Source organism: Aquibaculum arenosum (assembly GCF_029222965.1).
GTDB lineage: Bacteria > Pseudomonadota > Alphaproteobacteria > Kiloniellales > DSM-21159 > Aquibaculum > Aquibaculum arenosum.
Map to the genome: position 1 here is coordinate 215746 of NZ_JARHUD010000003.1, position 25248 is coordinate 240993.

27 protein-coding genes and 1 tRNA gene are annotated in these 25248 nt (G+C 65.7%); 14 read left to right on the forward strand and 14 right to left on the reverse strand.

Annotated features, from left to right (window positions below; translation table 11 throughout):
- Positions 1-236: 236 nt before the first annotated feature.
- From P2G67_RS06130 to P2G67_RS06150, 5 genes are all read left to right on the forward strand, one after another.
- Positions 237-1142 carry an EamA family transporter gene (locus P2G67_RS06130; protein WP_275821087.1) on the forward strand — a complete coding sequence of 302 codons (906 nt, stop codon included), beginning with the start codon at positions 237-239 and terminating at the stop codon, positions 1140-1142.
- 220 nt (positions 1143-1362) lie between these two features.
- The gene (locus tag P2G67_RS06135) at positions 1363-2337 is read left to right on the forward strand and encodes a TRAP transporter substrate-binding protein (RefSeq protein ID WP_275821089.1); all 975 of its coding nucleotides are present in this window, start codon (positions 1363-1365) and stop codon (positions 2335-2337) included.
- Positions 2338-2427: 90 nt separating this feature from the next.
- Entirely contained in the window at positions 2428-2943 is a 516-nt protein-coding gene (locus tag P2G67_RS06140; protein ID WP_275821091.1) for a TRAP transporter small permease, read from the forward strand.
- A gap of 5 nt (positions 2944-2948) precedes the next feature.
- Positions 2949-4271, forward strand: a complete 1323-nt coding sequence (locus tag P2G67_RS06145) for a TRAP transporter large permease (protein WP_275821093.1) — start codon at positions 2949-2951, stop codon at positions 4269-4271.
- 121 nt (positions 4272-4392) lie between these two features.
- On the forward strand, positions 4393-5577 hold the full coding sequence (locus P2G67_RS06150; protein WP_275821095.1) for an NAD(P)/FAD-dependent oxidoreductase: 1185 nt from the start codon (positions 4393-4395) through the stop codon (positions 5575-5577).
- A 122-nt stretch (positions 5578-5699) separates the two neighbouring features.
- On the opposite strand, the gene P2G67_RS06155 is transcribed toward P2G67_RS06150, so the two are convergent.
- The 4 genes from P2G67_RS06155 to pip all read right to left on the reverse strand — a co-directional run bounded on the left by P2G67_RS06155 (position 5700) and on the right by pip (position 7382).
- Complete coding sequence (locus tag P2G67_RS06155) at positions 5700-5996, reverse strand: type II toxin-antitoxin system RelE/ParE family toxin (protein ID WP_275821097.1); 297 nt, start codon at positions 5994-5996, stop codon at positions 5700-5702.
- On the reverse strand, positions 5993-6262 hold the full coding sequence (locus tag P2G67_RS06160; RefSeq protein WP_275821099.1) for a CopG family ribbon-helix-helix protein: 270 nt from the start codon (positions 6260-6262) through the stop codon (positions 5993-5995). The genes P2G67_RS06155 and P2G67_RS06160 overlap by 4 nt, the downstream gene beginning before the upstream one ends.
- A 19-nt stretch (positions 6263-6281) precedes the next feature.
- Positions 6282-6358, reverse strand: a tRNA-Arg gene (locus tag P2G67_RS06165).
- Positions 6359-6434: 76 nt separating this feature from the next.
- Positions 6435-7382: a prolyl aminopeptidase gene (pip, locus tag P2G67_RS06170; RefSeq protein WP_275821101.1), complete on the reverse strand. Its 948-nt coding sequence runs from the start codon at positions 7380-7382 to the stop codon at positions 6435-6437.
- A gap of 144 nt (positions 7383-7526) precedes the next feature.
- Between pip and P2G67_RS06175 the strand changes: the two genes are divergently transcribed.
- Complete coding sequence (locus tag P2G67_RS06175; RefSeq protein WP_275821103.1) at positions 7527-8276, forward strand: hypothetical protein; 750 nt, start codon at positions 7527-7529, stop codon at positions 8274-8276.
- Positions 8277-8279: 3 nt separating this feature from the next.
- On the opposite strand, the gene hisI is transcribed toward P2G67_RS06175, so the two are convergent.
- Complete coding sequence (gene hisI / locus P2G67_RS06180; RefSeq protein WP_275821105.1) at positions 8280-8687, reverse strand: phosphoribosyl-AMP cyclohydrolase; 408 nt, start codon at positions 8685-8687, stop codon at positions 8280-8282.
- Between the two features lie 112 nt (positions 8688-8799).
- Between hisI and P2G67_RS06185 the strand changes: the two genes are divergently transcribed.
- From P2G67_RS06185 to P2G67_RS06195, 3 genes are read left to right on the forward strand one after another with little or no spacing between them, the layout of a single operon-like run.
- Positions 8800-9531, forward strand: a complete 732-nt coding sequence (locus P2G67_RS06185) for a hypothetical protein (RefSeq protein WP_275821107.1) — start codon at positions 8800-8802, stop codon at positions 9529-9531.
- Positions 9532-9553: 22 nt separating this feature from the next.
- The gene (locus P2G67_RS06190; RefSeq protein WP_275821109.1) at positions 9554-10273 is read left to right on the forward strand and encodes a TIGR04283 family arsenosugar biosynthesis glycosyltransferase; all 720 of its coding nucleotides are present in this window, start codon (positions 9554-9556) and stop codon (positions 10271-10273) included.
- Entirely contained in the window at positions 10270-10905 is a 636-nt protein-coding gene (locus P2G67_RS06195; protein ID WP_275821111.1) for a TIGR04282 family arsenosugar biosynthesis glycosyltransferase, read from the forward strand. The genes P2G67_RS06190 and P2G67_RS06195 overlap by 4 nt, the downstream gene beginning before the upstream one ends.
- Here P2G67_RS06195 and P2G67_RS06200 read toward each other — a convergent pair.
- On the reverse strand, positions 10877-12865 hold the full coding sequence (locus P2G67_RS06200; protein ID WP_322099648.1) for an acetoacetate--CoA ligase: 1989 nt from the start codon (positions 12863-12865) through the stop codon (positions 10877-10879). The two genes, P2G67_RS06195 and P2G67_RS06200, sit on opposite strands and share 29 nt — an antisense overlap.
- A 147-nt stretch (positions 12866-13012) precedes the next feature.
- On the opposite strand from P2G67_RS06200, the gene P2G67_RS06205 reads away from it, so the two are divergent.
- The 3 genes from P2G67_RS06205 to phbB all read left to right on the forward strand — a co-directional run bounded on the left by P2G67_RS06205 (position 13013) and on the right by phbB (position 15731).
- Complete coding sequence (locus P2G67_RS06205) at positions 13013-13963, forward strand: DMT family transporter (RefSeq protein ID WP_275821113.1); 951 nt, start codon at positions 13013-13015, stop codon at positions 13961-13963.
- The gene (locus P2G67_RS06210; RefSeq protein WP_275821115.1) at positions 13956-14909 is read left to right on the forward strand and encodes a DMT family transporter; all 954 of its coding nucleotides are present in this window, start codon (positions 13956-13958) and stop codon (positions 14907-14909) included. The genes P2G67_RS06205 and P2G67_RS06210 overlap by 8 nt, the downstream gene beginning before the upstream one ends.
- Before the next feature lie 99 nt (positions 14910-15008).
- On the forward strand, positions 15009-15731 hold the full coding sequence (phbB, locus tag P2G67_RS06215; RefSeq protein ID WP_275821116.1) for an acetoacetyl-CoA reductase: 723 nt from the start codon (positions 15009-15011) through the stop codon (positions 15729-15731).
- A gap of 174 nt (positions 15732-15905) precedes the next feature.
- On the opposite strand, the gene uvrB is transcribed toward phbB, so the two are convergent.
- Entirely contained in the window at positions 15906-18101 is a 2196-nt protein-coding gene (uvrB, locus tag P2G67_RS06220; protein WP_275821118.1) for an excinuclease ABC subunit UvrB, read from the reverse strand.
- Between the two features lie 282 nt (positions 18102-18383).
- Between uvrB and P2G67_RS06225 the strand changes: the two genes are divergently transcribed.
- Together P2G67_RS06225 and ahpD are read left to right on the forward strand one after the other, a co-directional pair.
- Positions 18384-18932: a peroxiredoxin gene (locus P2G67_RS06225; protein WP_275821120.1), complete on the forward strand. Its 549-nt coding sequence runs from the start codon at positions 18384-18386 to the stop codon at positions 18930-18932.
- Between the two features lie 94 nt (positions 18933-19026).
- Entirely contained in the window at positions 19027-19578 is a 552-nt protein-coding gene (ahpD, locus tag P2G67_RS06230; RefSeq protein ID WP_275821122.1) for an alkylhydroperoxidase, AhpD family, read from the forward strand.
- A gap of 82 nt (positions 19579-19660) precedes the next feature.
- Here the strand turns inward: ahpD and P2G67_RS06235 are convergent, their stop codons facing one another.
- From P2G67_RS06235 to P2G67_RS06265, 7 genes are all read right to left on the reverse strand, one after another.
- Positions 19661-20395, reverse strand: a complete 735-nt coding sequence (locus P2G67_RS06235; protein WP_275821124.1) for an ABC transporter permease — start codon at positions 20393-20395, stop codon at positions 19661-19663.
- A gap of 4 nt (positions 20396-20399) precedes the next feature.
- A complete protein-coding gene (locus tag P2G67_RS06240) occupies positions 20400-21092 on the reverse strand; it encodes an ABC transporter permease (protein WP_275821126.1) in 693 nt (230 codons plus the stop codon).
- Positions 21093-21203: 111 nt separating this feature from the next.
- A complete protein-coding gene (locus tag P2G67_RS06245; RefSeq protein ID WP_275821128.1) occupies positions 21204-21995 on the reverse strand; it encodes an ABC transporter substrate-binding protein in 792 nt (263 codons plus the stop codon).
- A 27-nt stretch (positions 21996-22022) separates the two neighbouring features.
- Positions 22023-22859: an ABC transporter ATP-binding protein gene (locus tag P2G67_RS06250; protein WP_275821130.1), complete on the reverse strand. Its 837-nt coding sequence runs from the start codon at positions 22857-22859 to the stop codon at positions 22023-22025.
- A 160-nt stretch (positions 22860-23019) separates the two neighbouring features.
- Positions 23020-24231, reverse strand: a complete 1212-nt coding sequence (ccmI, locus tag P2G67_RS06255) for a c-type cytochrome biogenesis protein CcmI (RefSeq protein WP_275821132.1) — start codon at positions 24229-24231, stop codon at positions 23020-23022.
- Complete coding sequence (locus P2G67_RS06260) at positions 24228-24701, reverse strand: cytochrome c-type biogenesis protein (protein ID WP_275821135.1); 474 nt, start codon at positions 24699-24701, stop codon at positions 24228-24230. Before P2G67_RS06260 ends, ccmI begins: the two co-directional genes overlap by 4 nt.
- Positions 24698-25240, reverse strand: coding sequence for a DsbE family thiol:disulfide interchange protein (locus P2G67_RS06265; protein WP_275821136.1), 543 nt, complete (start codon positions 25238-25240; stop codon positions 24698-24700). Before P2G67_RS06265 ends, P2G67_RS06260 begins: the two co-directional genes overlap by 4 nt.
- Positions 25241-25248 lie beyond the last annotated feature (8 nt).

Genomic DNA, 25248 nt, shown 5'->3' on the forward strand with positions numbered 1-25248 from the left:
TCCGTCCCGATCCCTCACACCCGCGGAAGCCCACACCTTTCCTGAGCCGAAAGCAGCCTTTCGGCCAGCCCGGCACGCAGCAGCCCTGCCGCGGTGTGGAAACCGCAGCGACCCTAAGAGGAAAGGGCACAGCGAACAACCGGCGCGCGCCTCATGGCTGCTTCCCGCCACGCGCGCCTTATCGCGGAGCGGGACAGCGGCTAAGAGTGGGGACCAATCAGCAGTGGAGACCCGCCTTGGAGTGGCTGTGGATTCCCATCACCATCGCCGCGGCGCTGTTCCAAAACGTCCGCACCGCCCTGCAAAAGCACCTGACGGGACGGCTGTCCACCTATGGCGCCACCTTCACCCGCTTCGTCTACGGCGTGCCACTGGCATTGGGTTATGTGCTGCTGCTCAACCAGGGTCTCGGTCATGCGCTGCCGCAGCCCGGCACCGGCTTCCTGCCCTGGGTGCTGCTGGGCAGCATGACGCAGATCCTTGCCACCGCGGCCCTGCTGGCCTGCTTCCGCCAGCGCAACTTCGCCGTCGGTACCGCGCTTTCGAAGAGCGAGGTGGTGCAAGCCGCGCTCTTCGCTCTGATCTTCCTCGGCGAAGCGGTCACGGGTTTGGGGGTGGCGGCCATCGCCTTGGGCACCGCCGGAGTCATGCTGGTCGCCGTGGAGAAGGGTCGTTTGAGCTGGCGCGGACTTTGGGCCGGCCTCGCTGGCCCCGCCGCGGGGCTCGGGCTGCTTTCGGGTGCGCTGTTCGCCATCTCCTCCGTTGCCTTCAGGGGGGCTGCTCTTTCCACCGGCCATCCCTCCTTCCTCATGGCCGCCGGCTGGACCCTGCTGGCCGCGGTCTTGCTGCAGACCCTGATGCTGGGACTCTGGCTTTCCCTGCGCGAGCCCGGGCAGCTCCGAGCGGTCTTCGCCAGCTGGCGCCTCTCGGGGCTTGTGGGCATCACCGGGGTTCTGGGCTCGGCCTGCTGGTTCACCGCCATGACGATCCAGCAGGTGGCCTATGTACGCACCCTGGGCATGATCGAACTGGTCTTCACCTTCCTGGTCTCACTGCTGATCTTCCGCGAGCGCCCCAGCGGGCGGGAATGGCTGGGCACCCTCTTGCTGCTGGCTGGCATCTTGCTGGTACTGCAGCGCTGACGCAGGCCCTCAGAACGCCTTGTCGGTGGCCAAACAAGCTGTTCCGAACGAAGACCCTGTTAGCGACCGTCCCCCGCGAGCGAACTTTTCGACGTCCCGTTGCTCTGGTAGCCTGCTGCGACCAGAGGAGACTGGAGTCACGCCGCGATTACGAAACATCTCATTTCGGCAGGCGCGATCCGGAGGGAAGCATCCACTTCACGTTATGAGGGACGAAAAGATGAAAAGAATTACCTCTTTGCTCGCAGCCTGCGCTGCGCTGTCATTTTCTGCCGGAACCCTTTCGGCCGAAACCTGGGACATGCCGCTCGCTTATCCGGCGACCAATTTCCATTCTGAGAATGCGGCCAAGTTCGCGCAGTGCGTCACCGAGGGCACAAGCGGAGAACTGGAGATCGTCACCCATCCAAACGGCTCGCTCTTCAACGGCTCCGACATCAAGCGCGCTGTTCAGACCGGCCAGGCACCGATCGGCGAACGCCTGATCTCAGCGCACGCCAACGAGAATCCCCTGTTTGGCATCGATTCCATCCCCTTCCTCGCGACCTCCTTCGAGGCCTCCGAGAAGCTCTGGGCGGCGGCCGAGGACAAGATGAAGGAGGTCCTGGACAGCCAGAACCTCGTTTACATCTACGCAGCCGCCTGGCCGCCCCAGGGGCTCTACGCCAAGAAGGATATTAACAGCACCGAGGACCTCCAGGGCGTGAAGTTTCGGGCCTACAACACGGCCACGGCGCGCATCGCCGAGCTTGCGGGCATGGCTCCTGTGCAGATCGAGGCCGCCGAACTCAGCCAGGCGCTGGCCACGGGTGTCGTCGACAGCATGATCACCTCGGGCTCGACGGGCGTTGATTCCAAGGTCTGGGAGAGCGTTTCGCACTTCTACGATGTGCAGGCCTGGCTGCCGCGTAACCTCGTGTTCGTCAACAAGGGCGCCTTTGAAGGCCTCGACGAAGAGACGCAGAATGTCCTCCTCGAATGCGGTGAGACCGCCGGCGAAGAGGGTACGCGCAAGGCAGAGGAACTGACTGGCGGCTATCTGGAGGAGCTGCGTGCCAATGGCATGACGGTGGAACCGCCCTCCGATCAGCTGCGCGAGGAGTTGGCCGTCTTCGGCGAGACCATGACTGAAGAGTGGATCGAAAGCGCCGGCGAGGATGGCGCCGCGATCATTGAAGCCTATCGGGCGCAGTAGGGAACAAGAGGGACCCGGTCGTAAGGGCCGGGCCCCTTCCCACACCTCTTCCCAGCCTTGGGGGCTGCATCCGTGAATGAAGTGGGTCGCATGATCCGCCGCCTGCTCGACGCGCTCTATTACGCAGCAGGTGGGCTCGCCGCGCTCTGTCTTATCCTCATTCTGATCGCCATCACCCTGCAGATTGCAGCGCGGTGGTTCGGGATCCCGCTGCACGGACCTGCCGAGATTGCGGGCTATTTGATGGCGGCAGCCTCCTTCCTCGCCCTCGCGCATACCCTCAATCATGGGGCACACATTCGGGTGGGGCTCTTGCTCAACTTCCTCGGCAAGAAACGCTTCTGGGGGGAGCTCTGGTGCCTCCTGGTCGCCTCCGCCGGCAGCATCTATGTCGCCTGGTATGCGGTGAGGACCGTCTACTGGTCATGGCTGCTGGGCGATGTCAGCCAGGGGCAGGACGCCACCCCGCTTTGGATCGCTCAGACGCCGGTTGCCGTCGGCTCCATCATTTTGGCGATTTGCCTCCTTGATAATCTCGTTACGCTGCTCATCACCGGGCGCGACAACATCCGTGCCGGTGTCACCAAACCGAGCCGCGTGGAGTAGAACTCGTGGAACAGCTCTACGCGATCGGCCTTTTTCTCTTTGTCCTCTTCCTGCTGCTCGGCTCTGGCGTCTGGATCGGTCTCGCCCTGCTCGGCACCGCCTACATCGGCATGGAGATCTTCGCCGCCCGGCCCACCGGCGACGCCATGATGACGGCGATCTGGCGGCAGTCGTCTTCCTGGACCCTAACCGCCCTGCCGATGTTCATCTGGATGGGCGAAATCCTCTATCGCACACGCCTGTCTGAAGACATGTTCAAGGGGCTCTCGCCCTGGATGGCGCGTTTGCCGGGCGGCCTGATGCACACCAATATCGCCGGCTGTACCGTGTTCGCCGCCGTCTCCGGCTCCTCGGCAGCCACCCTCACCACCGTCGGCAAGATGACCATTCCGGAGCTGCGTCAGCGCAACTACCCCGAAACCATGGTCATTGGCACCCTGGCGGGCGCCGCAACCCTCGGCCTCATGATCCCGCCCTCGCTGACGCTGATCGTCTACGGCGTCTCGATCAACGAGTCGATCACCAGCCTCTTCATTGCCGGCATCATCCCAGGCCTCGTGCTGGGAGGCTTCTTCAGCCTCTACGTGATCCTGGTTTCGCAACTCTCGAAAAAGTACAAGCCAACCCCCGAGGCCCGGATCAGCTTTCGGGAGAAGCTCGAGCGCTCGCGCTTTCTCATTCCAATCTTTCTGCTGATCCTACTGGTGATCGGCTCGATGTACCTGGGAGTGGCCACGGCGACTGAGGCTGCGGCAATCGGCGTCATCGGCGCGATGATTCTGGCGGCCACGCAAGGCTCGCTCAACCGAAAGGTCTTCTTTGAAAGCCTGCTCGGCGCGACCCGCACCTCCGCCATGATCGCGCTGATCCTCGCCGGTGCTGCCTTCCTCACCATGGCGATGGGCTTCACCGGCCTGCCCCGTGCACTTGCCACCACGATCGCCACGCTTGAGCTCAGCACCTTCCAGCTCATCATGATGCTGATGATCTTCTACATCGTGCTGGGTTGCTTCCTTGACGGTATCTCCATCGTGGTCCTGACCATGGCGATCGTGGAGCCGATGGTGCGCCAAGCCGGCATTGATCTCATCTGGTTCGGCATCTTCGTGGTCATCGTCGTGGAGATGGCCCAGATAACGCCGCCCATCGGCTTCAATCTCTTCGTGCTGCAAGGCATGACCGGGCATTCGATGAGCTTCATCGCCCGCGCGGCCCTGCCAATGTTCCTGATCATGTTCGCCATGGTCTTCCTGATCATCGCCGTTCCGGAACTGGCCACCTGGCTGCCGGAGCAGGTCCGTCCGGTGGCGGGTTCCTCGGTGCAGTGAGGTTGGCCAATCCGAAGAGCGGTCTGTCGATGGCACAGCATCTTCCCTCGCTCAGCACACCCTTTTCCCGCCGGCCCGACTTCGTCACAATCCGCGCCGCCTGACAAAAGGGAGAAGCAGGGTGAGTCCGACGGCGTACGACGTGGTGATCGTGGGTGGCGGCGTGATTGGCAGCGCGGCCGCCTATTTCTTGGCCGCCAGCGCCGACTTCACCGGCCGTGTCGCCGTGGTGGAAAAGGACCCCTCCTATCAGAGTGGCGCCACGGGGCGCTCCGCCGGCTCGATCCGCCAACAGTTCTCCACGCCGGAGAACGTCGCCATCTCGCGCTTCGGCGCCGCCTTTCTCAAGTCCCTGCCGGAGCATCTCGCGGTCGACGGCCAGACGCCCGATCCCCAGTTCCAGGAAAAGGGCTATCTCTTTCTGGCCGGGGCTTCCGGGCTCGACATTCTCCGCCACAACCACGCGGTCCAGCGCGCAGGCGGTGCGCAGGTCGCCCTGCTCGAACCGGCCGAACTGCACGAACGTTTCCCCTGGATGCGGATCGAGGATCTGGCTGGCGGTTCCCTTGGTCTGGCCGATGAAGGCTGGTTCGACCCCTTCGCCCTGCTGCAGGCCTTCCGCGCCAAGGCGCGCAGCCTGGGCGTCGACTACCTCAATGACGAAGTGGTGGGGCTAGAGCTTGAGGCGGGGCGCGTTCAGGCCGCGAAGCTGGCGTCCGGCGGGCGGCTCGCCTGCGGCTGGCTGATCAATGCCGCCGGCATCCAGGGCAGCCGTGTCGCCGCCATGGCCGAGATCGACATCCCGGTCCATCCCCGCAAGCGCAACGTCTTCGTCTTCGACTGCCGCACGCCACTGCCGCACTGCCCGCTGGTGATCGATCCCAGCGGCCTCTATTTCCGGCCGGAGGGCGAGGGCTTCATCTGCGGCATCTCACCGGGCGAGGGCGAGGCGGATCCCGACTGCGAGGATCTCGAGGTGGAGCACGCGCTCTTCGAGGAGCGGCTCTGGCCCCTGCTCGCCGAGCGGGTTCCCGCCTTCGAGGCGATCAAGCCCACCGGTGCCTGGGCCGGTCACTACGACGTCAACAGCTTCGACCACAACGCCATTCTCGGCCCGCACCCGGAGATCACCAACTTCCTCTTTGCCAACGGCTTTTCCGGCCACGGCCTGCAGCAGAGCCCGGCGGTGGGCCGCGGCCTCATGGAATGCATCGTCCACGGCGGCTGGCAAAGTCTCGACCTCTCCGCCTTCAGCTTCGCGCGCCTGCGCGAAGGCCGGCCGCTGCGCGAGGTGGCGGTGGTGTGAGGGGGCGGGAGGCTCCGCCTCAGTGCCGCGGCGCCTCGTCCGGAAGCAGCATGCTCAGCCGACCCGCTGCGCCTCCAGGCGCTGCCGGTCGAGGGAAAGCGTCCGTTGAGAGCGGGCTTCGTTCAATCGTCCTGCTCACTGAAGGTACGATTTTCACGACAATGCCAAAGTCGCAGTATGAAGATGGTCCGGTTCGCGATCTCGTATCGCAGCTCGTAATTCCCAACGATGATCCGCCTGACCTCGCGTGGCTCATAGGGCGCCAGCTTTTCACCAATCCTCGGATAGTCCAGCAACCGATCGGGGGCATGAGCAAGTTGCTGGACCACCCTGGCCGCGGCTTCAGGTGCAACGGGGCTTAGGTGCTCGTACAGGCGCAGCAGATCCGAGGAAGCTCTGCGCGTCCACTGGACCTTCATTCAGTGGGCGGTGGAAGCGGGTTTCCGGTCCCGAGGCTGTCAGCCCAGGCTTGGATTGCCCGCTGGTCGATCACGCGCCCTGCGTCGACATCCTCCAGGGCTTCGAGCGTCATCCGGTGACGCTCCTCCTCCTGATCCACCCATGCTGCAAGCGCCTGTTTGATCACCCAACCACGCGGCCGCTCTAGCCGCGCAGCCATTTCATCCACCTGCTTTACAAGACTGAGCGGTACATGCGCGGTGAGGACTTTGGTCTCTCCACCCATAAAACTGCCTCCGTCAGATTGGCGACCCCGGCTGGATTCGAACCAGCGACCTACGGATTAGGAATCCGTTGCTCTATCCTGCTGAGCTACGGGGCCGTTGCGGTGTGGCGTTTGTGGGTCGGTTATAGCAGGGGCGGATCGCTGGCCCAAGATGGTTGCTTAGCAATCCGCTCTACAGCCTTTTGAAGCGTTCCGTGGCCCGAACGAGGGCGCGGCGGATGTTGGGTTCCATGGCCGAGTGGCCGGCGTCGGCGATCATCTCGAAGCCCGCTTCCGGCCAGGCCTGGGCCAGTTCCCAGGCGGTGATAGGCGGGCAGACATTGTCGTAGCGCCCCTGGACAATCACCGCCGGGATGTGGCGGATGCGCGAAACCCCACGCAGCAGCGCCCCCTCTCCCAGGAAGCTGCCGTGGGAGAAGTAGTGCGCTTCCAGGCGCGCCAGGCCGATGGCCGTGCGCTCGCGGCCGAAGGCGGCGACGGTGTCGGGGCTGGGCAGCAGGGTGGAGCAGGCACCCTCGTAGGTGCTCCAGGCCTGGGCCGCCGGCCGGTGCACATCAGGATCGGGGTCGCTCAGGCGTTTGAGATAATTGCCAAGCAGATCGCCGCGCTCCGCCTCGGGCAGGTGGCCGGCAAAACGCTCCCAGGCCTCGGGAAAGAAACTGCGCAGGCCATAGAGAAACCACTCGATCTCCCGGGCCCGGGATAGAAAGATCCCGCGCAGCACCAGTGCCGCCACCCGCTCCGGGTGGCGCTGCGCATAGGCCAGGGCCAGGGTCGAGCCCCAGGAGCCGCCGAAGACCTGCCAGCGGGCGATGCCCAAGAGCTCGCGCAGGCGCTCGATGTCGGCGATCAGGTGATCCGTGGTGTTCTCGTGCAGCTCCCCCAGCGGGGTGGAGCGCCCGGCGCCGCGCTGATCGAAGATCACGATGCGATAGTGCGCCGGATCGAAAAAACGCCGGTGATCCGCCGAAGCCCCAGCGCCCGGCCCGCCGTGAAGGAAGAGCACCGGCTTGCCGCCGGGATTGCCCGACTGCTCCCAGTAAAGCTCGTGCAGGTCATCGACGCGCAATCGCCCCGTTTCATAGGGCTCGATCGGCGGGAAGAGTTCAAAAGGCGGCATCGACGGCATCTCCTTCCTGTCCTCACTCATAGCATGCGTCGGAAAGGCGCGCAGCAGCCGTGCAACCACTTTGCCTTGCTTTGGCACTCTCCGTTATTCTACGGCATGTTTAGGCTATTTCTGATTGCTTGTCTGTTTGGCGGGATGACGGGTGCGCCGGAGGCCGCTGCGCCGAACTGGCAGGAGGCCGAGACTGCCCAGGTCGCAGCGGTCCTTTCCGCCACCGAACTGCGCCTGGAAGATGGACGCACGCTGCGGCTGGCCGGCGTGCGGGGCCCAAAGCCCCCGCTCGCCTATGACGATCATAGCCCCTGGCGGCAGGCTGAAGCGGCGCGCGCCTGGCTGGAACGGCTGGCACCGCCCGGCAGCGCGCTCAGTTTCCTGGCAGTCGCGCCAGGCAGCGACCGGCACCGGCGCCTGCTAGTCCAGGGCGCAGCCGAAGGCGCTTGGCTGCAGGAACGTCTGCTGCGTGAGGGGGCGCTGCTGCTCGACCTGCGCGGAGCCGAGTCGCCAGCGCCGGCCCTGGCTGCGGCGGAGCGGCTGGCGCGCGACGAGCAGCGCGGCCTCTGGGCCGATCCGGCGCACCAGCCGCTGCATCACAGTGAGGCGCGGCGCGCGCTGGGGCGTTTCGCGCTCATCGAGGGCCGGGTGCTGGCGGCCGAGGACGTGCGCGGCACCGGCTACCTAAACTTTGAAGTGGACTGGCGCCAGGATTTCACCATCCGATTGCCCAGCACCGTTATGCGCCGCCTGACGCACCAGGGACAGCTCCTGTCCTCCTTCGAGGGCCGACGCGTACGCGTACGCGGGTGGGTGTTCTTCAGCGGCGGCGCGATGATTGAGCTGGCGTCCCCGCAGGAGATCGAGCTCCTGGAACGCGCTCCACTGCCGTGACCCTCAGGCGCCAGTCTCAGGCTCAGTGATCACCGTCGGCGCGCCACCGCGCAACGCGTTGTAAAAACAGCTGCGCCGGTTGGTGTGGCAGGCCTGGCCCGTCTGCTCCACCAGCAGCAGCAGGCAGTCGGCATCGCAGTCCCAGCGAAAATCGACCAGCTGCTGTACGTGGCCGGAACTTTCCCCCTTGCGCCAGAGCGCGGCACGCGAACGCGACCAATAGCACACCCGGCCGCTGCTAAGCGTTTGGCGCAACGAGTCCGCCGACATCCAGGCCAGCATCAGCACTTCACCGCTGTCATGCTGTTGCGCAATGGCGGGAATCAGTCCGCGCTCGTCGAAACGCAAAGCCGCCAGAACGCTTTCGATGCTCTGCGGGCGCTCTACCTGCCATTGCATTTTCTTGACCATAGCTTGATCTCCTGTGCAGCGGTGCTTGCCCTATCGTCCAACAGCGGGCAAAAGTCCGGGCAACTGTGTCCTGCGGACAGGCTCACGGACGAGGAAAACGGACCAACTCGCCATGTCACTCGGATTAAGGGACCCTCTCGAAAGGCGCAAGCGTGAGCGCCGCTGGGCCCTCATCAAGACACTGCTGGTGCTGGGCAGCATCGCTGTGGCGGCCTGGATGGCCTATGGCGCCGGGCGCCAGGTGGGCCAGGCTCAGATCGACGCCCTCGCGCATCAGCTTGAAGAAACCCGCGGACGACTCGATTCGATCCAGGCCGAGAACGGCCAGCTGGCCGCCGACGCGGCAAGCGCCCGTCAGGCGGAAGCCGAGGTGCGGGAGCGCTATGAGCAGGACGTTCCTACCGGCGAGATGGCCGAACTGCTCGACCAGGCGCAATCCCGGCTGGCAGACGGGGTGGAGCTTTCCCGCCTGACCTTCGTGATTTCTGCGGTCGAGCCCGAGCGCGAATGCCGCGGCGAGCCGGTCACCCGGCGCTTCCTGGTGCGCACGCCGCTTCATCGCGGCGGCAACGATGTCGCCTCCTTCGGGGATGGCCTCTTCACCGTTACGGCATCCGGCCCGACGGCCATGAACGCCGATGGCAACCCGGAGGCCTGGTTCGACCCCGGAGCGGTGCTGCGGCTGACCGTCACGCGCCTGGGCGGAGAGACGCAGGAGTTCGAAGGCGAGCTGCCGCTGCATTTCTCGGTCGTGCATGATGGCAGCGAACATCTCTTCGCCGCGCAGCAGGGTGAGAACCGGGGCTTCCTGCAGGTCACCCACGACCTCTGCGCCTTTCCCTGAGGCAGTGGCGGGGCCTGAGGCGGTGGCGAGGAACGCGCCGCGGCTGGCAGTGGTCATCCCGGCGCTGAACGCTGCCGCCTGCCTTCCCGCCACGCTCGCGGCCCTGCGCGCCGACTGGCTAGCGCTTGAAATCTTCGTGGTCGACGGCGGCTCCAGCGATGACACAGCTGGCATTGCCGAGCGCTTCGGCTGTCGTTCTTTGACCAGCCCCGCCGGCCGCGGCCGGCAGCTCGCCGCCGGGGCCGAAGCCGCGATCGCGTCCGGCGCCGAGTGGCTCTTCTTCCTGCACGCGGACAGCTTCCCCGCCGGCCCCTGGGTCGAGGCGTTGCGAAGCTTCATCGACGATCCGGCCAATCGCCGGCGCGCCGGCTACCTGCGCCTGCGCTTTATCAGCCCGGCGCCGCAGGCCCGGCGGGTCGAGCGGCTGGCCGCCTGGCGTGCGGCTTGGTTCGGTCTGCCCTATGGCGATCAGGGCATGGTGATAGCCGCCGCCTTCTACCAGGACCTGGGCGGCTACCCGGACTGGCCCCTGATGGAGGATGTGGCGCTGGTGCGGCGCATCGGCCGCAAGCGCTTGTTCGCCCTTCCGGCCACGGTCTGCACCAGTGCGCAGCGCTATGAGCGCGAGGGCTGGTGGCGCCGGCCCTGGCGTAATCTCACCTGCCTCGGGCTCTACCATCTCGGCGTGCCGCCCGAGCGACTGGTCCGCCGCTATGAAGGCCGCCGCAGCGCGCCGCCATGATGGGCAGCCGCAACCGCCTGATCGTAATGTGCCGGCAGCCCCGCTTCGGGCAGGGCAAGCAGCGACTGGCGCGCGAAGCAGGCCAGCTTGCGGCCTGGCGCTTCCAGAAGATCGCCCTGGCGGAGCTGCTGCACCGCCTGCAGGCACCGCGGGAGTGGAGGCTGGTGGTGGCGGTGACGCCGGATGCCGCGGCGCGGGGTTCGGGCCGCTGGGCATCCAACCACCCGCGACGCCCGCAAGGGCACGGCGACCTGGGCCAGCGCATGCTGAACCTGCTGGCACCGCCACCGGGGCGAAAGGGCGCGGCGCTGCTGGTCGGCTCAGATGTTCCTGGCATCGACCCGGCCACGGTGCGCCGGGCCTTCTTCCTGCTGCGCCGCCACGACTGGGTGCTGGGACCAGCCGACGACGGCGGTTTCTGGGCCATCGGCGCCCGCTGCCGGCCCTGGCGGCGCCCCGATTTCAGCGGTGTCGCCTGGGGCAGCAAGAGCGTGCTGCAGGATACCCGGGCACGATTGCCCGAGAGCCTGGTGCTGCTGGAGCAACGCTATGACGTGGACGACGCCCCGGCGCTGCAGCGCTGGCAGGCGGAGCGGCTGAAGATCAGCTCTGCAGTTCGTCACGCCCCTTGAAGTGATCCAGCGCCTCGGGGTTGGCCAGGGCTTCCTGGTTTTTCACCACCCGGCCGTGGACCACGTCGCGCACGGCCAATTCGACGATCTTGCCGGACTTGGTGCGCGGGATGTCCGGCACCGCCAGCACCCTGGCCGGCACGTGGCGCGGGCTGGCGCCCTGGCGGATGGTGGTCTTGATGCGCTTGGTCAGCTCCTCGTCCAGCACCGCACCCTCGGCGAGGCGCACGAAGAGCACGACACGCACGTCGTTGTCCCAGTCCTGGCCGACGACGATTGACTCCAGAACCTCGGGCAGCTGCTCCACCTGGCGGTAGATCTCCGCGGTGCCGATGCGCACCCCGCCGGGGTTGAGCGTGGCGTCGGAGCGCCCATAGACGATGATACCGCCGTGGCGGGTCAGTTCCACATAGTCGCCGTGGCACCAGACGCCGGGGAAACGCTCGAAATAGGCGCTGCGGTAGCGGCTGCCGTCGGGATCATTCCAGAAATAGATCGGCATGCAGGGAAAAGGCTTCACGCAGACCAGTTCGCCCTTCTCCTCGATCACTGGCTCGCCGGCATCGTTCCAGACTTCCACCGCCAGCCCCAGGCCGCGGCACTGAATCTCGCCACGCCACACCGGGTTGATCGGATTGCCCAGCACGAAACAGGAGACGATGTCGGTGCCGCCGGAAATCGACGCGAGGCAGAGATCCTCCATCACGTTCTCATAAACCCAGTCGAAGCTCTCCGGCACCAGCGGCGAGCCGGTGGAGGTCATGACCTTCATGGCCGAGAGGTCGTGGGTGTCCTTGGGCCGGAGGTCTGCCTTCTTCAAGGCGTCGATGTACTTGGCCGAGGTGCCGAAGAGCGTCGCGCGCTCGGCTTGCGCATAGTCGAAGAGCACATTGCCGTCGGGATGGAAGGGCGAGCCGTCGTAGAGCAGCAGTGTGCACTCGCTCGCCAGGGCCGAGACCTGCCAGTTCCACATCATCCAGCCGCAAGTGGTGAAGTAGAAGACCCGGTCGTCCGGCTTCAGATCGCAGTGCAGCTTGTGCTCTTTGAGGTGCTGGATCAGCGTGCCGCCGGCGCCGTGCACGATGCACTTGGGTTTCCCGGTCGTGCCGGAGGAGAACATAATATAGAGCGGTGCATTGAAGGGCATGCGCTCATATTCGATCTCGCCCACCGGCGGCAGCGGTAGATAATCCTCCAGCCAGACACCGCGCTCGTCGAAGTTCAGCGGCCCACTGCCGTCGCCCAGCAGCGGGCAGACCACGATGCGCTGCACCGTGGGCAGTTCGGCGGCGAAAGCCTTTACTCGGTCGAGCACCGGCAAGGTCTTGCCGGCGTAGTAGTAGCCATCCGGCACGAAAAGCACCTTGGGCTCGATCTGCCCGAAGCGGTCGAGCACGCCCTGATGCCCGAAGTCCGGGGAGCAGGAGGACCAGATGGCGCCCAGGGCGGCGGTAGCCAGCATGGCGATGACCGTTTCCGGCATGTTGGGCAAGAAGCCGGCCACCCGATCGCCGGGCTCCACGCCCTCCTCGCGCAGCGCGATCACCAGGCGCGCCACCTGTTCGTGCAGTTCGCGGTGGCTGAGCCGCCGTTCCACCTTGTCCTCCGCACGGAACACAATGGCATCGGCCCCGTCGCGGCGGCGCAGCAGGTTCTCGGCGAAGTTCAGCTTCGCATCCGGGAAGAACTGGGCCCCGGGCATCTGGTCAGCGTTGACCAGGGTCACCTCGCCCGGGCCGTCCGCGATGATGCCGCTCCACTCCCAGAAGGCGCGCCAGAAGGTCTCGGACTGGTCGACGGACCAGCCATAAAAGGAGGCGTAATCCGCCAGGTCCAGGCTTTCCCGCTCCCCGACCCAGGCCATGAAAGCCGTCATGTTAGCCTCGGCGATCCGCTCCGCCGAGGGTTCCCAGAGTGGCTTTGCAACAGGCATGTCGGCTTCGGTCCCGGTGGTCGGCATGGCTCGACGGCTCCCTTGTGCTCCAGTCCTTATCCCCGCCTGGCAGCGGGGCGCCAAACACTATGGCGAAGGCCCCGTAGCGCGCAAGGCAGGCTTGCACGCCTGAGCGTAGCGGCGGCTTGCAGGGCTGCCTATGCTGCGTGCCCCATGGGAATTTTCGATCGTTTTCCCCCGGCAGCCTTGCGCCCCAGCGCCCCCATTGCCGCTGCGCTCTACATGAGTGCCGCCGCCTTCGGCTTCTCTTTGATGAACGTGGCGATCCGCGAGGCGGCCCAGGAACTCTCGCCGCTGCAAGTCGCCTTCCTGCGCAACTTCTTCGCCGCGCTCACCCTGATGCCCTGGCTGGTGGCCGGCGGCTTTTCCGCCCTGCGCACCACCCGGCTCAAGACCTATTTCTGGCGCGCCGCCGTCGGGCTCTGCGCCATGATGATGTGGTTCACCTCGCTGGCACTGCTGCCCCTGGCCGACGCGGTGGCCCTCAACTTCACCGTCCCGCTTTTTGCCACCGTCGGCGCTGCTCTCTTCTTGGACGAGATCGTGCGTGCGCGACGCTGGATGGCGACCCTTGTGGGCTTTGCCGGCGTGCTGGTGATCCTGCGGCCGGGCTTCACCGATCTCAGCCTGATCATGCTGCTGCCCATCGCTGCCGCCCTTTTCCAGGCCATGGGCGCCCTGATGGTCAAGTCCCTGAGCCGCACCGAGGGCGCCGGCACGGTGGTCGCCTACATGAACCTGCTGCTCACGCCCCTGTCGCTGGTGCCGGCGCTCTTCGTCTGGCAGTGGCCCAGTGGCTATGCGCTGGCGCTCTGCGCCTTCGTCGGCTTCACCGGGGCCATCTCCCACGTCGCCTTCACCCGCGCCTATGCCCTGGCCGATGCCAGCGCGGTCATGCCCTTCGACTACATGCGCCTGCCCTTCTCGGCTGCGCTGGCCTACCTGCTCTATACCGAGTTGCCCGACCTCTGGACCTGGGTCGGTGCCGGCATCATCGCAGCCTCGGCAATCTACATCGGTCAGCGCGAGGCCAAACTGGCCCGCGAGCGTGAACGCGCGGTTCTGCGGGCCGCCTCCACCTCACCCGGCAGCCGCGATGTCTGACGGGCTACGCCACACCTATGCGGCATTGCGTGCGGGCCGCGCACCCGCGGGTTGGGTGCGACTGGGCGGCAATGAGCGTGGTGCGCTCTGGATGCTGCTGGCCGCCCTTGGCTTCACCCTGAACGCGGCCTTCGCCAAGACCTTGGCACAGGGCGGCATGCCTGTGTTCCAAATCGCCTTTGCCCGCGCCTTTTTCGCCTTGGCACCGCTGCTGCCCTTCCTGCTGGCCGGCGGCCTTGTCGCCTTCCGCACCCGTCATCCCGGAACCCATCTTCTGCGCGCGCTTTTCGGCGCGGGCGCCATGATCAGCGGCTTCTACGCGCTCTCGACCCTGCCGCTGGCCACGGTGACGGTGCTGACCTTCACCGTGCCGCTTTTTGCCGTGGTGCTTTCGGTGCTGCTGCTGGGCGAGCAGGTGCGCTGGCGACGCTGGACGGCCACGCTCACCGGTTTTGGCGGCGTGGTGATCATGACCTTGCCCAGCCTGCTGCAGGACGGCGGCTTCGTGCTCGAATGGGCATTGCTGGCAGGTCTGGGCCAAGCCTTCGGCATCGCCATGTCCGTGGTGCTGGTGAAGCGCGTTCCGGCCAGCGAGAGCCAGCCAGTGATGGTCTTCTGGTTCTGCCTGGCCTCGATCATTCTGACAGCACCCCTGGCGCTGATGCAGTGGATCACACCCAGCCAGGAGCAGTGGATCCTGCTCGCGGCGGTGGGCGTGACCGGTTTCGTTTCCCAATCGCTCATCATCAAGGCCTACCGCAGCGGCGAGGCCTCCTTCGTCGCGCCCTTCGACTACGCCAAGCTGCCGATCGCCGTGCTGGCCGGTTGGCTAGCTTTCGCCGAGCTGCCGGACTGGGCCACCTATCTGGGCGGCGCCATTGTGGTGGGCTCCACCCTCTATATCGCTCGCCGTGAAGCGCGACCGGCCGAGGGCTCGCGCTTTTGATCCGTCGCAACAAGGCTTCCGTTGCCGACCGATAAAATGCTTTCATATCGGGAACCCACCCGGAAAGGCCGGGCGGCGAAAAGGAACGAGGAGGCTTTGATGGCACGACTGGCACTGGTCACCGGCGGCACCCGCGGTATCGGCGAGGCAATCTGCGTCGCCTTGAAGGACGCCGGCTACAAGGTGGTCGCCAACTACGGCGGCAATGACGAGGCGGCCCAGGCCTTCACCGACCGGACCGGCATCCCCGCGGTCAAATTCGACGTATCCGACTTCGAGGCGGTGAAGAGTGGTATCGAAAAGATCACCGCCGAACACGGCCCGGTTGAGGTGCTGGTCAACAACGCCGGCATCACCCGCGACACCACGATCCACAAGATGACGCCGGAGCAGTGGCAGGCGGTTATCGACACCAATCTGACCTCCTGCTTCAACCTCTCGCGCTGCGTGATCGAAGCCATGCGCGCCAAGGGCTTCGGGCGCATCGTCAACATCGGCTCGATCAACGGCCAGGCCGGACAGTATGGCCAGGTGAACTACGCCGCCGCCAAGTCAGGCATCCACGGCTTCACCAAGGCGCTGGCCCAGGAAGGCGCGGGCAAGGGCATCACCGTCAACGCCATCGCCCCCGGCTACATCGCGACCGACATGGTGCGCGCCGTGCCGGCCAATGTGCTGGAAAAGATCGTGGCGCGGATCCCGGTCGGGCGTCTGGGTGAGGCGGAGGAGATTGCGCGCGGCGTGGTCTTCCTGGTGGCCGACGACGCCGGATTCGTCACCGGCTCCACCCTGTCGATCAACGGCGGCCAGCACATGTATTGATCCGCCCGCCGGCAAGAGCCGGCGCGGCCAACCAGGCCTTAGTGCAGATCGCGTCCAACGGGAATCGCTTTGCGATCCAAGTAGAACGCGTGAATCTGCACTATCTTTTTGGTGTTAGACCGGATTCACGCATTCAATCTGAAACCTTGTGGTTCAGATTGAATGCGATCCGGTCTAAGGCCCTCGGCGCCGGCGAGCACCGCCCTTACGCTGGGGGCCTTTGCCTGTGCGGGACTTCTGCTGTGCGTCGGCCTTGGCGACGCGGGCTGCGAAGCCGCCCGCACCCTCCGCAAGCCCAGCAGCGCTACCGGGCAACTCCAGTTCTGCGGCTTCCAGGCGCTTGATCTCGTCGCGCAGGCGGGCCGCCTCCTCGAACTCTAGGTCGGCGGCGGCGCTGCGCATGCGCTCCTCGAGCTCGGCGATGTAGGCTTTGAGGTTGTGCCCCACCAGTTCGCCGCGCCCCGCATCGCCGGTGTCCACGTTGACATGATCGCGCTCGTAGACCGACCCAAGTATGTCGGCGATCTGCTTGCGGATGGTTTGGGGCGTGATGCCGTGTTCCGCGTTGTACGCGAGCTGCTTTTCCCGCCGCCGGCCTGTTTCATCCAGAGCGCGCTGCATCGAGTCCGTGATCTTGTCAGCGAAGAGCAGCACCCGCCCATCGACGTTGCGCGCGGCGCGGCCGATGGTCTGGATCAGCGAGGTGGTGGAGCGCAGATAGCCTTCCTTGTCGGCATCGAGAATGCAGACCAGCGCGCACTCGGGAATGTCCAGACCCTCGCGCAGCAGGTTGATGCCCACCAGCACGTCGAACACGCCCAGCCGCAGATCGCGGATGATCTCGATCCGCTCCAGGGTGTCCACGTCGGAGTGGATGTAGCGCACCTTCAGTCCGGCTTCGTGCAGGTACTCGGTCAGATCCTCGGCCATGCGTTTGGTCAGCGTGGTGACCAGCACCCGCGCGCCCTGCTCGATGGTGGCGCGGCACTCGGCGATGACCTCGTCCACCTGATGCTCCGTCGGCCGAATCTCGCAGGGCGGATCGATCAGGCCAGTGGGGCGGATAACCTGCTCGACGAAGACGCCGTCGGTGCGCTCCAGCTCCCAGCGCCCAGGCGTGGCAGAGACATAGATCGTCGGCGGGCGCATCAAGTCCCATTCCTCGAACTTGAGCGGTCGGTTGTCGATGCACGAGGGCAACCGGAAGCCATACTCCGATAGAGTGGATTTGCGCGCATAGTCCCCGCGGTACATGCCGCCCAGCTGCGGCACGGTGACGTGGCTCTCATCGACGATGAGCAGGGCGTCCTCGGGCAGATACTCGAAGAGCGTCGGCGGCGGCTCCCCTGGTTTACGGCCCGAGAGATAGCGGGAGTAGTTCTCGATCCCGGCGCAGGAACCGGTGGCCTCGATCATTTCGAGATCGAACTGGGTGCGCTGCTGCAGCCGCTCGGCTTCCAGCAGCTTGCCCCCCTCGACGAATTCCTCCAGGCGCAGCTTGAGGTCGCGTTTGATCTGCTCCGCCGCCTGGATCAGCGTCGGACGGGGGGTGACGTAGTGGCTGTTGGCGTAGACCTTGATGGCTTCCAGGGTCTGGGTCTTCTCGCCGGTCAAGGGGTCGAACTCGAAGATCCCCTCCACCTCATCGCCGAACAGCGAAACGCGCCATGCGCGATCCTCGTAGTGGGCCGGGAAGATTTCCAGGGTGTCGCCCCTCACCCGGAAGGTGCCTCGGACGAAGTTGATATCGTTGCGCTTGTACTGCAGCTCTGTGAGCTCGCGCTGGAGCTTCTTGCGGTCGAGCAGATCACCCTGCCGGATGGTCCGGGTCATCGTGGCATAGGTTTCCGGCGAGCCGATGCCGTAGATGCACGACACCGAAGCCACGATGATCACGTCGCGCCGTTCGAACAGCGCCCGCGTGGCGGAGTGACGCATCCGATCGATCTGCTCGTTGATCGAGGATTCCTTCTCCACGTAGGTGTCGGTGCGCGGCACGTAGGCTTCAGGCTGATAGTAGTCGTAGTAGGAGACGAAGTACTCCACCGCGTTTTCCGGGAAGAAGGCCTTCATCTCCGCATAGAGCTGTGCCGCCAAAGTCTTGTTCGGCGCCAGCACCAGCGTCGGCCGCTGCTGGTTTTGAATCACCTGAGCGATGGTGAAGGTCTTGCCGGAGCCGGTGACGCCCAGAAGCACCTGGTCACGCTCACCCTGCTGCAAGCCGCCGGTGAGATCGACAATGGCCTGGGGCTGATCGCCGGCCGGTTCGTACTCGGAGTGAATGCGCAGCGGCGACGCCCCGTCGTGGCCGTCGGGCAACGCGGGACGACTGGCCCCGCCGAGGGGGTGGAAAGTGGCGGTTTCGGACATAACTGAAGTGTAGTGCCGCGGGCAGCGCTCTGCCAGGGGCCAGGATGAGGCAAGGGGGACTGCATCGGCTGCATCGGTTCTACCCCACTATCAGGCGGCCTGCGCGAGGGCCTGCGAGCGCTTCTTAAAGAATTTCTAAAATAGCCTTGACCGCAGCGGACCCCCACACTACATCAGCAATCAACGCAGATTAGACGCGTTCCAAACAATGGGCTTACGAGCCTAACCCAGCGGGCGCCGACCATGTGCCCAACTTGACGCAGTACAAAGGGAAACTCTCATATGCTTACCGTTGGTCAGAAACTCCCCTCCTTCAATCTCCAGGCCGTTCCCGCCGGTCAGCCGAAGTCGCCGAGCGAGGCTTTTGTCGAGATCAGCGACCAGTCCAACCAGGGCAAGTGGCTGGTGCTCTTTGCTTGGCCGAAGGACTTCACCTTCGTTTGCCCGACGGAGATCGCGGCCTTCTCCGCGCTGAACGAGGAGTTCGAGGATCGCGATGCGCAGATCCTGGGCCTCTCCACCGACAGCGAGTTCGTGCATCTGGCCTGGAAGCGCGACCATGAAGACTTGCGCGACCTGAAGTTCCCGATGCTCTCCGACATCAAGCGAGAGCTCTCCGAGGCGCTCGGCATCCTCGACGTCAATGAGGGCGTGTGCCTGCGCGCCACCTTCATCGTCGACCCCGAGGGCATCATCCGCCACGTGTCGGTCAACGATCTGAGCGTCGGCCGCAACCCGCAGGAGACCCTGCGCATCCTCGATGCGCTGCAGACCGACGAACTCTGCCCCTGCAACTGGCAGCAGGGCGAAGAGGTCCTGAAGGTCGCCTAAGGCGGACTGCCTTTCACACTCAGCCCCGGGGGCAGCGCCCCTGCCCCCGGTTGCTTACCGCTTTCCCCAGATCGCTCACGAAAGGAGGCGCGCTATGGCTGTCGACGCCCTCAAGGCCCGCATCCCGGCCTACGCCAAGGATATCAAGCTCAACCTCTCCAACATCTTCCAGTCCACCGCGCTCAGCGAATCGCAGGTCTGGGGCGCGGCCCTGGCTGCCGCGCTGGCGACCCGCAACGCCGAGGTGATCGGTGCCGTGGCCGAGGACGCTGCCGGCAAGCTGAGTGCCGAGGAGCAGCAGGCCGCCAAGGCCGCTGCCGCCATCATGGCGATGAACAACATCTACTATCGCTCGGTGCACCTGCTCTCCAATAAGGAGTACGGCAAGATGCCGGCGCGCCTGCGCATGAACATCATTGCCAACCCCGGCGCCGACAAGGTCGACTTCGAGCTTTGGTCGCTCGCCGTTTCCGCCATCAATGGCTGCGGCATGTGCCTGGATGCCCATGAGCGCGAAGTGCTGGCCAAGGGTGTGTCCAAGGAAGGCGTGCAGGATGCCCTGCGCATCGCCGGCGTGATCCATGCGGTCGCCGCGGTGCTCGACGGCGAGGCCGCGCTTCCGGCGGAGCAGCAGGCCGCCGCCTGACCCAGTCTTCAGAGCCTCTCCCTGCGCAGGCGCCTCGTCATCATTCGTGATGGCGGGGCGTTTGCGTTTCTGCGGCTTGTGCTCAGGGCAGGCCCGCGGGCGAGAGGTCCGGCCGGGCCGGCTCCGCCTCGCGCGGGCGCAGGTGCCCGGAGAGGCGATATTCGACCTTCCGCAAGACCCAGAGGATCAGGTAGGTGCAGGCGAGATAGAGCAGGCCGGCCGCGATGTAGAGCTCGTAGACTGCGAAAGTGCGTGCCACCATCACCCGCGCCACGCCCGTCAGGTCCAGCAGCGTGATTATCGAGACCAGCGAGGTGGCCTGGAAGAGGAAAACCACCTCGTTGGAATAGGCCGGCAGCGCCAGGCGGAAGGCTTTGGGCAGGATGATGCGGCGATAGAGCAGACCGCGGCTCATGCCACAGGCGCGCGCCGCCTCGATCTCGCCGAAGGGCACGGCCTGGATTGAGCCCCGGAGAATCTCCGCCGTATAGGCCGCGGTGTTGAGCGTGAGGGTCAGGACGGCGCAGAAGTAGGGCTCGCGGAAGTAGACCCACAGCCCCAGCGCCTCCAGCTCGGGGCGGAACTGTCCCGAACCGTAGTAGATCAGGAAAAGCTGCACCAGAAGCGGCGTCCCGCGAAAATAGAAGATAAAGCCGAAGACCGGCAGGCGCAGCACGGGGTTGGTGGAAACGCGCATCAGCGCCAGCGGGATGGAAGCAGCAAGGCCAAGCGCCAGCGCCCAGGCCGTGATCTCCAGGGTCACGAGCAGGCCCGAGAGCAGCTGCGGCAGGGAATCGAGCACCAGCGCCAGGTTCATTGCCTCAGGCCCTCCGCACGCCGCGATTGGCCATGGCCTCGAAACGCTGCTGCAACAGCATGGAGGCCACGGTGATGCCGAGGTACATGAGCGAGGCTACGAAGTAGAAGGTAAAGGGCAGCTTGGTGGCGCCCACGGCGATCTGCGTCTTGCGCATCAGTTCGTCGAGCTGGATGACCGAGATCAGTGCCGTTGCCTTGATCAGCACCATCCAGACATTGCCCAGCCCTGGCAGGGCAAAGCGCCAGACCTGCGGCAGCACGATGCGCCGGAAGGTCAGGTGCCGGCTCATGCCACAGGCGCGCGCCGCCTCGATCTGCCCCGGCGGCACGGCAAGAAAGGCGCCGCGGAAGACCTCGGTGGCGAAGGCGCCGTAGATGAAGCCCAGAGTCAGGACCCCGGACACGAAGGGATCAAGGTTGATATAGACTGGGGTGCCCCAGCGCGCCGCCGTGTTCTGGATCAGCGTCGGTGTGCCGTAGAAGACCAGCAGGATGAGCAGCAGCTCCGGCACGCCACGCACCACGGTGGTGTAGGTGCCGGCAATGCCGCGGGCGATCCGCGAGGCACCCAGCTTGGCCCAGGCGCCGAGCAGGCCGAGGAGGATGGCCAGCAGCAGCGATGCCAGCCCAACCAGAAGGGTGAGCTGCAGCCCTTCCCAGAGCATCCAGCCATAGCCGCGCAGGTCGGGCAACATTCAGGCCCCCCCGCTGAGCACGGTCGGTGATTGCTGTGGCTGCAGGCCCCACGAGTGCCGGGCCGCACCGGCTGTGACAAGAAACACACCCACGGCCCGGCCTCGCGTCACTCAATCGCCGTAGACGTCGAAGTCGAAGTACTTGGCGTTGATTTCCTGATAGGTGCCTGTCTCGCGGATCTCCTCAATTGCCGCGTTCAGCGCCTCACGCAGGTCATCCTCGCCCTTGCGCACCGCTATGCCAATACCCTCGCCGTGCCACTGCTCCTCAATGTAGTCCGGGCCGACAAAGCTGTAGCCCTCGCCTTCCTCGGTCTCCAGGAAGCCTTCCAGCAACACCACGGAATCGGCCATCACCAGATCGACGCGGCCATTGACCAGATCGAGATTGGCTTCGTCCTGGGTGGCGTAGACCCGGATGTCCGCATCGCCGAAGTTGTCGCGCAGGAAGTTCTCGTGAACCGTGGCACGCTGCACGCCGATCGCCATGCCGGAGAGGGTGTCATTCGCTTCAGAAATGTCGTCGGGAATATCCAGATCGCGATCGTCCGCTTTCACGAACTTCGCTGGCGTGGCGTAGTACTTCTCGGTGAAGTCGACCACTTCCTTGCGCTCTTCGGTGATCGACATGGAGGCGATGATGGCGTCGTAGCGGCGCGCCAGCAGGCCGGGGATGATGCCGTCCCAATCCTGCACCACCAACTCGCACTCGAAGCCCGCCGCATCGCAGAGCGCATTGGCGACATCGATATCGAAGCCGACGAGGTTGCCTTCCGCGTCGATGTAGTTGAACGGCGGGTAGGCCCCTTCCGTGCCGATGCGCACCACATGCTCTTCGGCCGAAGCCGACACGGCAGCGAAACCGAAAGCCGCCGCCGCGAAACCCAGAACCAGTTTCTTCATTGTCCTACTCCCCCTTCTTGGGCGCCTTTACGACGCCGTTGGTTGATCGACCGCCGCCACTGCAGCGGCCGTGGGACCATTTCGGTCCCGGCTCAAATGCGATGCCAGGAACTGCCGGCAGCGTTCGGATCGCGGCGATCCGAAGACCTGTTCCGGTGGGCCCTGTTCCTCGATGCGACCCTGGTGAAGATAGATCACCTCGCTGGAAACCTCCCGCGCAAAGCCCATCTCGTGCGTAACGATGATCATGGTCCGGCCTTCCTCGGCCAGTTGGCGCATCACCCGCAGCACGTCGCCCACCAACTCCGGATCGAGGGCCGAGGTCGGCTCGTCGAACAGCATTACCTCCGGCTCCATCGCCAGAGCCCGGGCGATGGCGGCACGCTGCTGCTGGCCGCCGGACAGGTGTGCCGGATAGGCACTCGCCTTATCGGCGATGCCAACCTTTTCCAACAGGGCCATGGCCTGCTCGCTCACCTCGCGTTTGGGTTTGCCGAGTACGTGTACCGGCGCCTCGATGACATTCTGCAGCACGGTCATGTGGGTCCAGAGATTGAAGGACTGGAAAACCATGCCCAGGCGGCTGCGTATGCGATCGACCTGTCGCCAGTTGGCCGGCCGCGACTGCCCGCGCCGATCCCGGGTCATCTCCAGCGGCTCGCCGCGCAGCCGAATGCGTCCGGAATCGGGAATTTCGAGGAGGTTGATGCAGCGTAGAAGGGTGGACTTGCCGGAGCCACTGGCGCCAATCAAGGCGATCACGTCGCCTTCCGCAGCGGAAAGCGACACGCCCTTCAGCACCTCCAGCGGACCGAAGGCCTTGTGAATGTCCTCGACGACCAACGCCGGCGCTGTCTGCGCCATTCTCTAAGTCCCCTCGTCAATCCAGAGTGCAAGCTCCGGCTGCTTTGATGTCCGCATTGTGCGCCACTGCACCTGCGCGCAGGCATCAAGCCGACGGTAGTCGCCCGGGACGGCCGGCGACAAGGGAAAAGCGCGCCGCTGCACAGCCTCCGCGTCCCGCCTAGGAGCCATCGCCCAAGAGACGCAAGCCTTCTTCCACGGCCTGGCGCCGTCGGTCGTCTGCCGGCAGTTCTGCCACCAGGGGTTCGGCCCGCTCCAGCGCCGCAAGAGCCGCATCGGTTTCCCCCAACACCAGCCGGGCCTGAACCAGGCGCAGCCAGCCGTCGATATCATCGGGATCCTCCTCGAGGCGGTCGGCCAGGCCTTCGACCATGGAGCGGATGAAGGCTTCGCGCTCCTCGGGGCTCATGTCCTCCACCGCGGCTTCCTGCTCCGCCATGGGACCGCCGCGCGGCTCGGGACCGGCCGGGATGCTCAGCTCCGCCAGCGGCAGCCCCAGGTCCTCCGCCGCCATGACAATCTGCTCGCGCAGCAGCGGGCGCCAGCCGGCATCGCGGGGCGTGGTTTCCGCCAGTTCCAGCCAGAGATCCAGCGCCTCGCGCACCTGTCCGCCCTGTTTCAGGGCAAGGGCGGTGTAGTAGCGCGCCCTGGGCTCCTGCGGATCGGCCTCCAGGGCAGCGGCAAAGGCCGCAGCAGCGCGCGGTGAGACCGTACCGCCGGCCGCAGCGGTCAGGGCCTCGCCCAGCGCCGATTGCAGGCTCGCCTCTTCGGCACCGCCGCGGGCAACGGCCTCCTGGTAGGCCTCCGCTGCCGCCTCCCAGTCGCCCATCTCGGCGCGTGCGCGTCCCAGCAACTGCCAGCCACGCGCATCATCGGGATTCTCGGCCAGGCGGCGCTGCAGGTCGGCGACCATCTCGCGCATCTCTCCCTCGCGCTCCACCTCGGCACTGCGCTCGGCGCGTGGCAGGCTCGGCAGATCTGGTTCGCCGATGGAAAGATAGGTGGCGAGCGCACCCAAAGGCACCACAACGACCACCGCCAGGGCTGCCATTCGCGATGCGGTGCTGCGGCGCCGGGTGACCTCACCGGCAGCCTGGACCGCCCCGCCCACGCGTCGTCGGTCAGCCGCCAGCAAGCGACGCTGAACTTCCAAACGCGCGGCGTCGGCCTCGCGCTCGGTCAGCACACCGCGGGCAAGGTCGCGGTCGATCTCGGCAAGTTGGTCGCGATAGATGTGCAGGTCGTAGGCTTCGCGGTCCTCCGGCGCAGTCTCCCCAGCGGCCCCGGCCGGCCGGCGCAGCAAGGGGTGCAGCAGAGCACCGACGCTCAGCGCCGTGAGCACGGCAGCCACCGCCCAGAAGAGCCAAGTCATGCGGGCCCGCCCTTTTCGGAATCTTCTTGCAGCAGCCGCTTCAGGCGCGTGCGTTCCTCATCGCTCAAGGCTGCGGGGCCACCCTCGGCCCGGCGGCGCCGGCGCACCACGGCCAGCGCCACCCCCCCGCCGGCCAGGACGAGGGTCACCGCCGGCCCGAACCAGAGCAGCCAAGTCTCCGGGCGCATCGGCGGGCGGAAGAGCACATAGTCGCCGTAGCGGGCCACGAGATAGGCCTTGATCTCCTCGTCGCTGTCACCGGCCTGCAGGCGCTCGCGCACCAGCACCCGCAGGTCCCGCGCAATGCCGGCCTGGGAGGAATCGATGGACTCGTTCTGGCATACGACACAACGGATCTCGCGCTGCAGGTCCCGGGCCCGCTCCTCCAGCTCCGGATCCTCGAGCCGCAGCTCCTGAGCCAGCGCCGGCAGGGAGAAACAGACCAGCAGCAGAGTCAGCAGACGCTTCACTGCAGCCGCTCCAGGATCGGCAGAATCAACTCTTCCAGCTCAACCGGATGGATCGGCCCCACGTGGCGGTAGCGGATGGTGCCCTCGCGGTCGACCACGAAGGTCTCCGGCACGCCGGAGATGCCCCACTCGATGCCCACACGCCCCTCCTCGTCGGCGCCAATGCGCTCATAGGGGTTTCCCAGTTCCTCCAGCCAGGCCAGAGCTTCCTCCGGCTCATCCTTGTAGTTGATCCCGAGTATGCGCACGCGCTCTTCGGCAGCCAGGTCCATGAACAGGGGGTGCTCGGCGCGGCAGGGCAGGCACCAGGAGGCGAAGACGTTGACCAGGGTAACCTCACCATTGCCCAAATCTCCGGTGGAGAAGCCAGGCTGGTCCCCGCCGGTGATCGCCGGCAACTCGAAGGCCGGCGCCGGCTGATCGATCAGCACGGAGGGAATGGTCGAGGGATCACGGGCGGGATCGAGCCCCAGATAGAAGAAGTAGGCGCCGACGGCGAAGATCAGCAGCGGGAAAAGAAAAAGCAGTCGTAGCAGCATGTCAGACC

Coding starts and splice junctions, on each gene's coding strand:
- uvrB (WP_275821118.1), bottom strand. CDS start 18,101: ATGTCCGAAACCGCCACTTTCCACCCCCTCGGCGGGGCCAGTCGTCCC.
- P2G67_RS06240 (WP_275821126.1), bottom strand. CDS start 21,092: ATGTTGCCCGACCTGCGCGGCTATGGCTGGATGCTCTGGGAAGGGCTG.
- P2G67_RS06140 (WP_275821091.1), top strand. CDS start 2,428: ATGATCCGCCGCCTGCTCGACGCGCTCTATTACGCAGCAGGTGGGCTC.
- P2G67_RS06225 (WP_275821120.1), top strand. CDS start 18,384: ATGCTTACCGTTGGTCAGAAACTCCCCTCCTTCAATCTCCAGGCCGTT.
- P2G67_RS06245 (WP_275821128.1), bottom strand. CDS start 21,995: ATGAAGAAACTGGTTCTGGGTTTCGCGGCGGCGGCTTTCGGTTTCGCT.
- P2G67_RS06135 (WP_275821089.1), top strand. CDS start 1,363: ATGAAAAGAATTACCTCTTTGCTCGCAGCCTGCGCTGCGCTGTCATTT.
- P2G67_RS06195 (WP_275821111.1), top strand. CDS start 10,270: ATGATGGGCAGCCGCAACCGCCTGATCGTAATGTGCCGGCAGCCCCGC.
- P2G67_RS06250 (WP_275821130.1), bottom strand. CDS start 22,859: ATGGCGCAGACAGCGCCGGCGTTGGTCGTCGAGGACATTCACAAGGCC.
- P2G67_RS06265 (WP_275821136.1), bottom strand. CDS start 25,240: ATGCTGCTACGACTGCTTTTTCTTTTCCCGCTGCTGATCTTCGCCGTC.
- ahpD (WP_275821122.1), top strand. CDS start 19,027: ATGGCTGTCGACGCCCTCAAGGCCCGCATCCCGGCCTACGCCAAGGAT.
- P2G67_RS06235 (WP_275821124.1), bottom strand. CDS start 20,395: ATGAACCTGGCGCTGGTGCTCGATTCCCTGCCGCAGCTGCTCTCGGGC.
- P2G67_RS06155 (WP_275821097.1), bottom strand. CDS start 5,996: ATGAAGGTCCAGTGGACGCGCAGAGCTTCCTCGGATCTGCTGCGCCTG.
- hisI (WP_275821105.1), bottom strand. CDS start 8,687: ATGGTCAAGAAAATGCAATGGCAGGTAGAGCGCCCGCAGAGCATCGAA.
- P2G67_RS06185 (WP_275821107.1), top strand. CDS start 8,800: ATGTCACTCGGATTAAGGGACCCTCTCGAAAGGCGCAAGCGTGAGCGC.
- P2G67_RS06210 (WP_275821115.1), top strand. CDS start 13,956: ATGTCTGACGGGCTACGCCACACCTATGCGGCATTGCGTGCGGGCCGC.
- P2G67_RS06160 (WP_275821099.1), bottom strand. CDS start 6,262: ATGGGTGGAGAGACCAAAGTCCTCACCGCGCATGTACCGCTCAGTCTT.
- P2G67_RS06175 (WP_275821103.1), top strand. CDS start 7,527: ATGACGGGTGCGCCGGAGGCCGCTGCGCCGAACTGGCAGGAGGCCGAG.
- pip (WP_275821101.1), bottom strand. CDS start 7,382: ATGCCGCCTTTTGAACTCTTCCCGCCGATCGAGCCCTATGAAACGGGG.
- ccmI (WP_275821132.1), bottom strand. CDS start 24,231: ATGACTTGGCTCTTCTGGGCGGTGGCTGCCGTGCTCACGGCGCTGAGC.
- P2G67_RS06205 (WP_275821113.1), top strand. CDS start 13,013: ATGGGAATTTTCGATCGTTTTCCCCCGGCAGCCTTGCGCCCCAGCGCC.
- P2G67_RS06200 (WP_322099648.1), bottom strand. CDS start 12,865: ATGCCGACCACCGGGACCGAAGCCGACATGCCTGTTGCAAAGCCACTC.
- phbB (WP_275821116.1), top strand. CDS start 15,009: ATGGCACGACTGGCACTGGTCACCGGCGGCACCCGCGGTATCGGCGAG.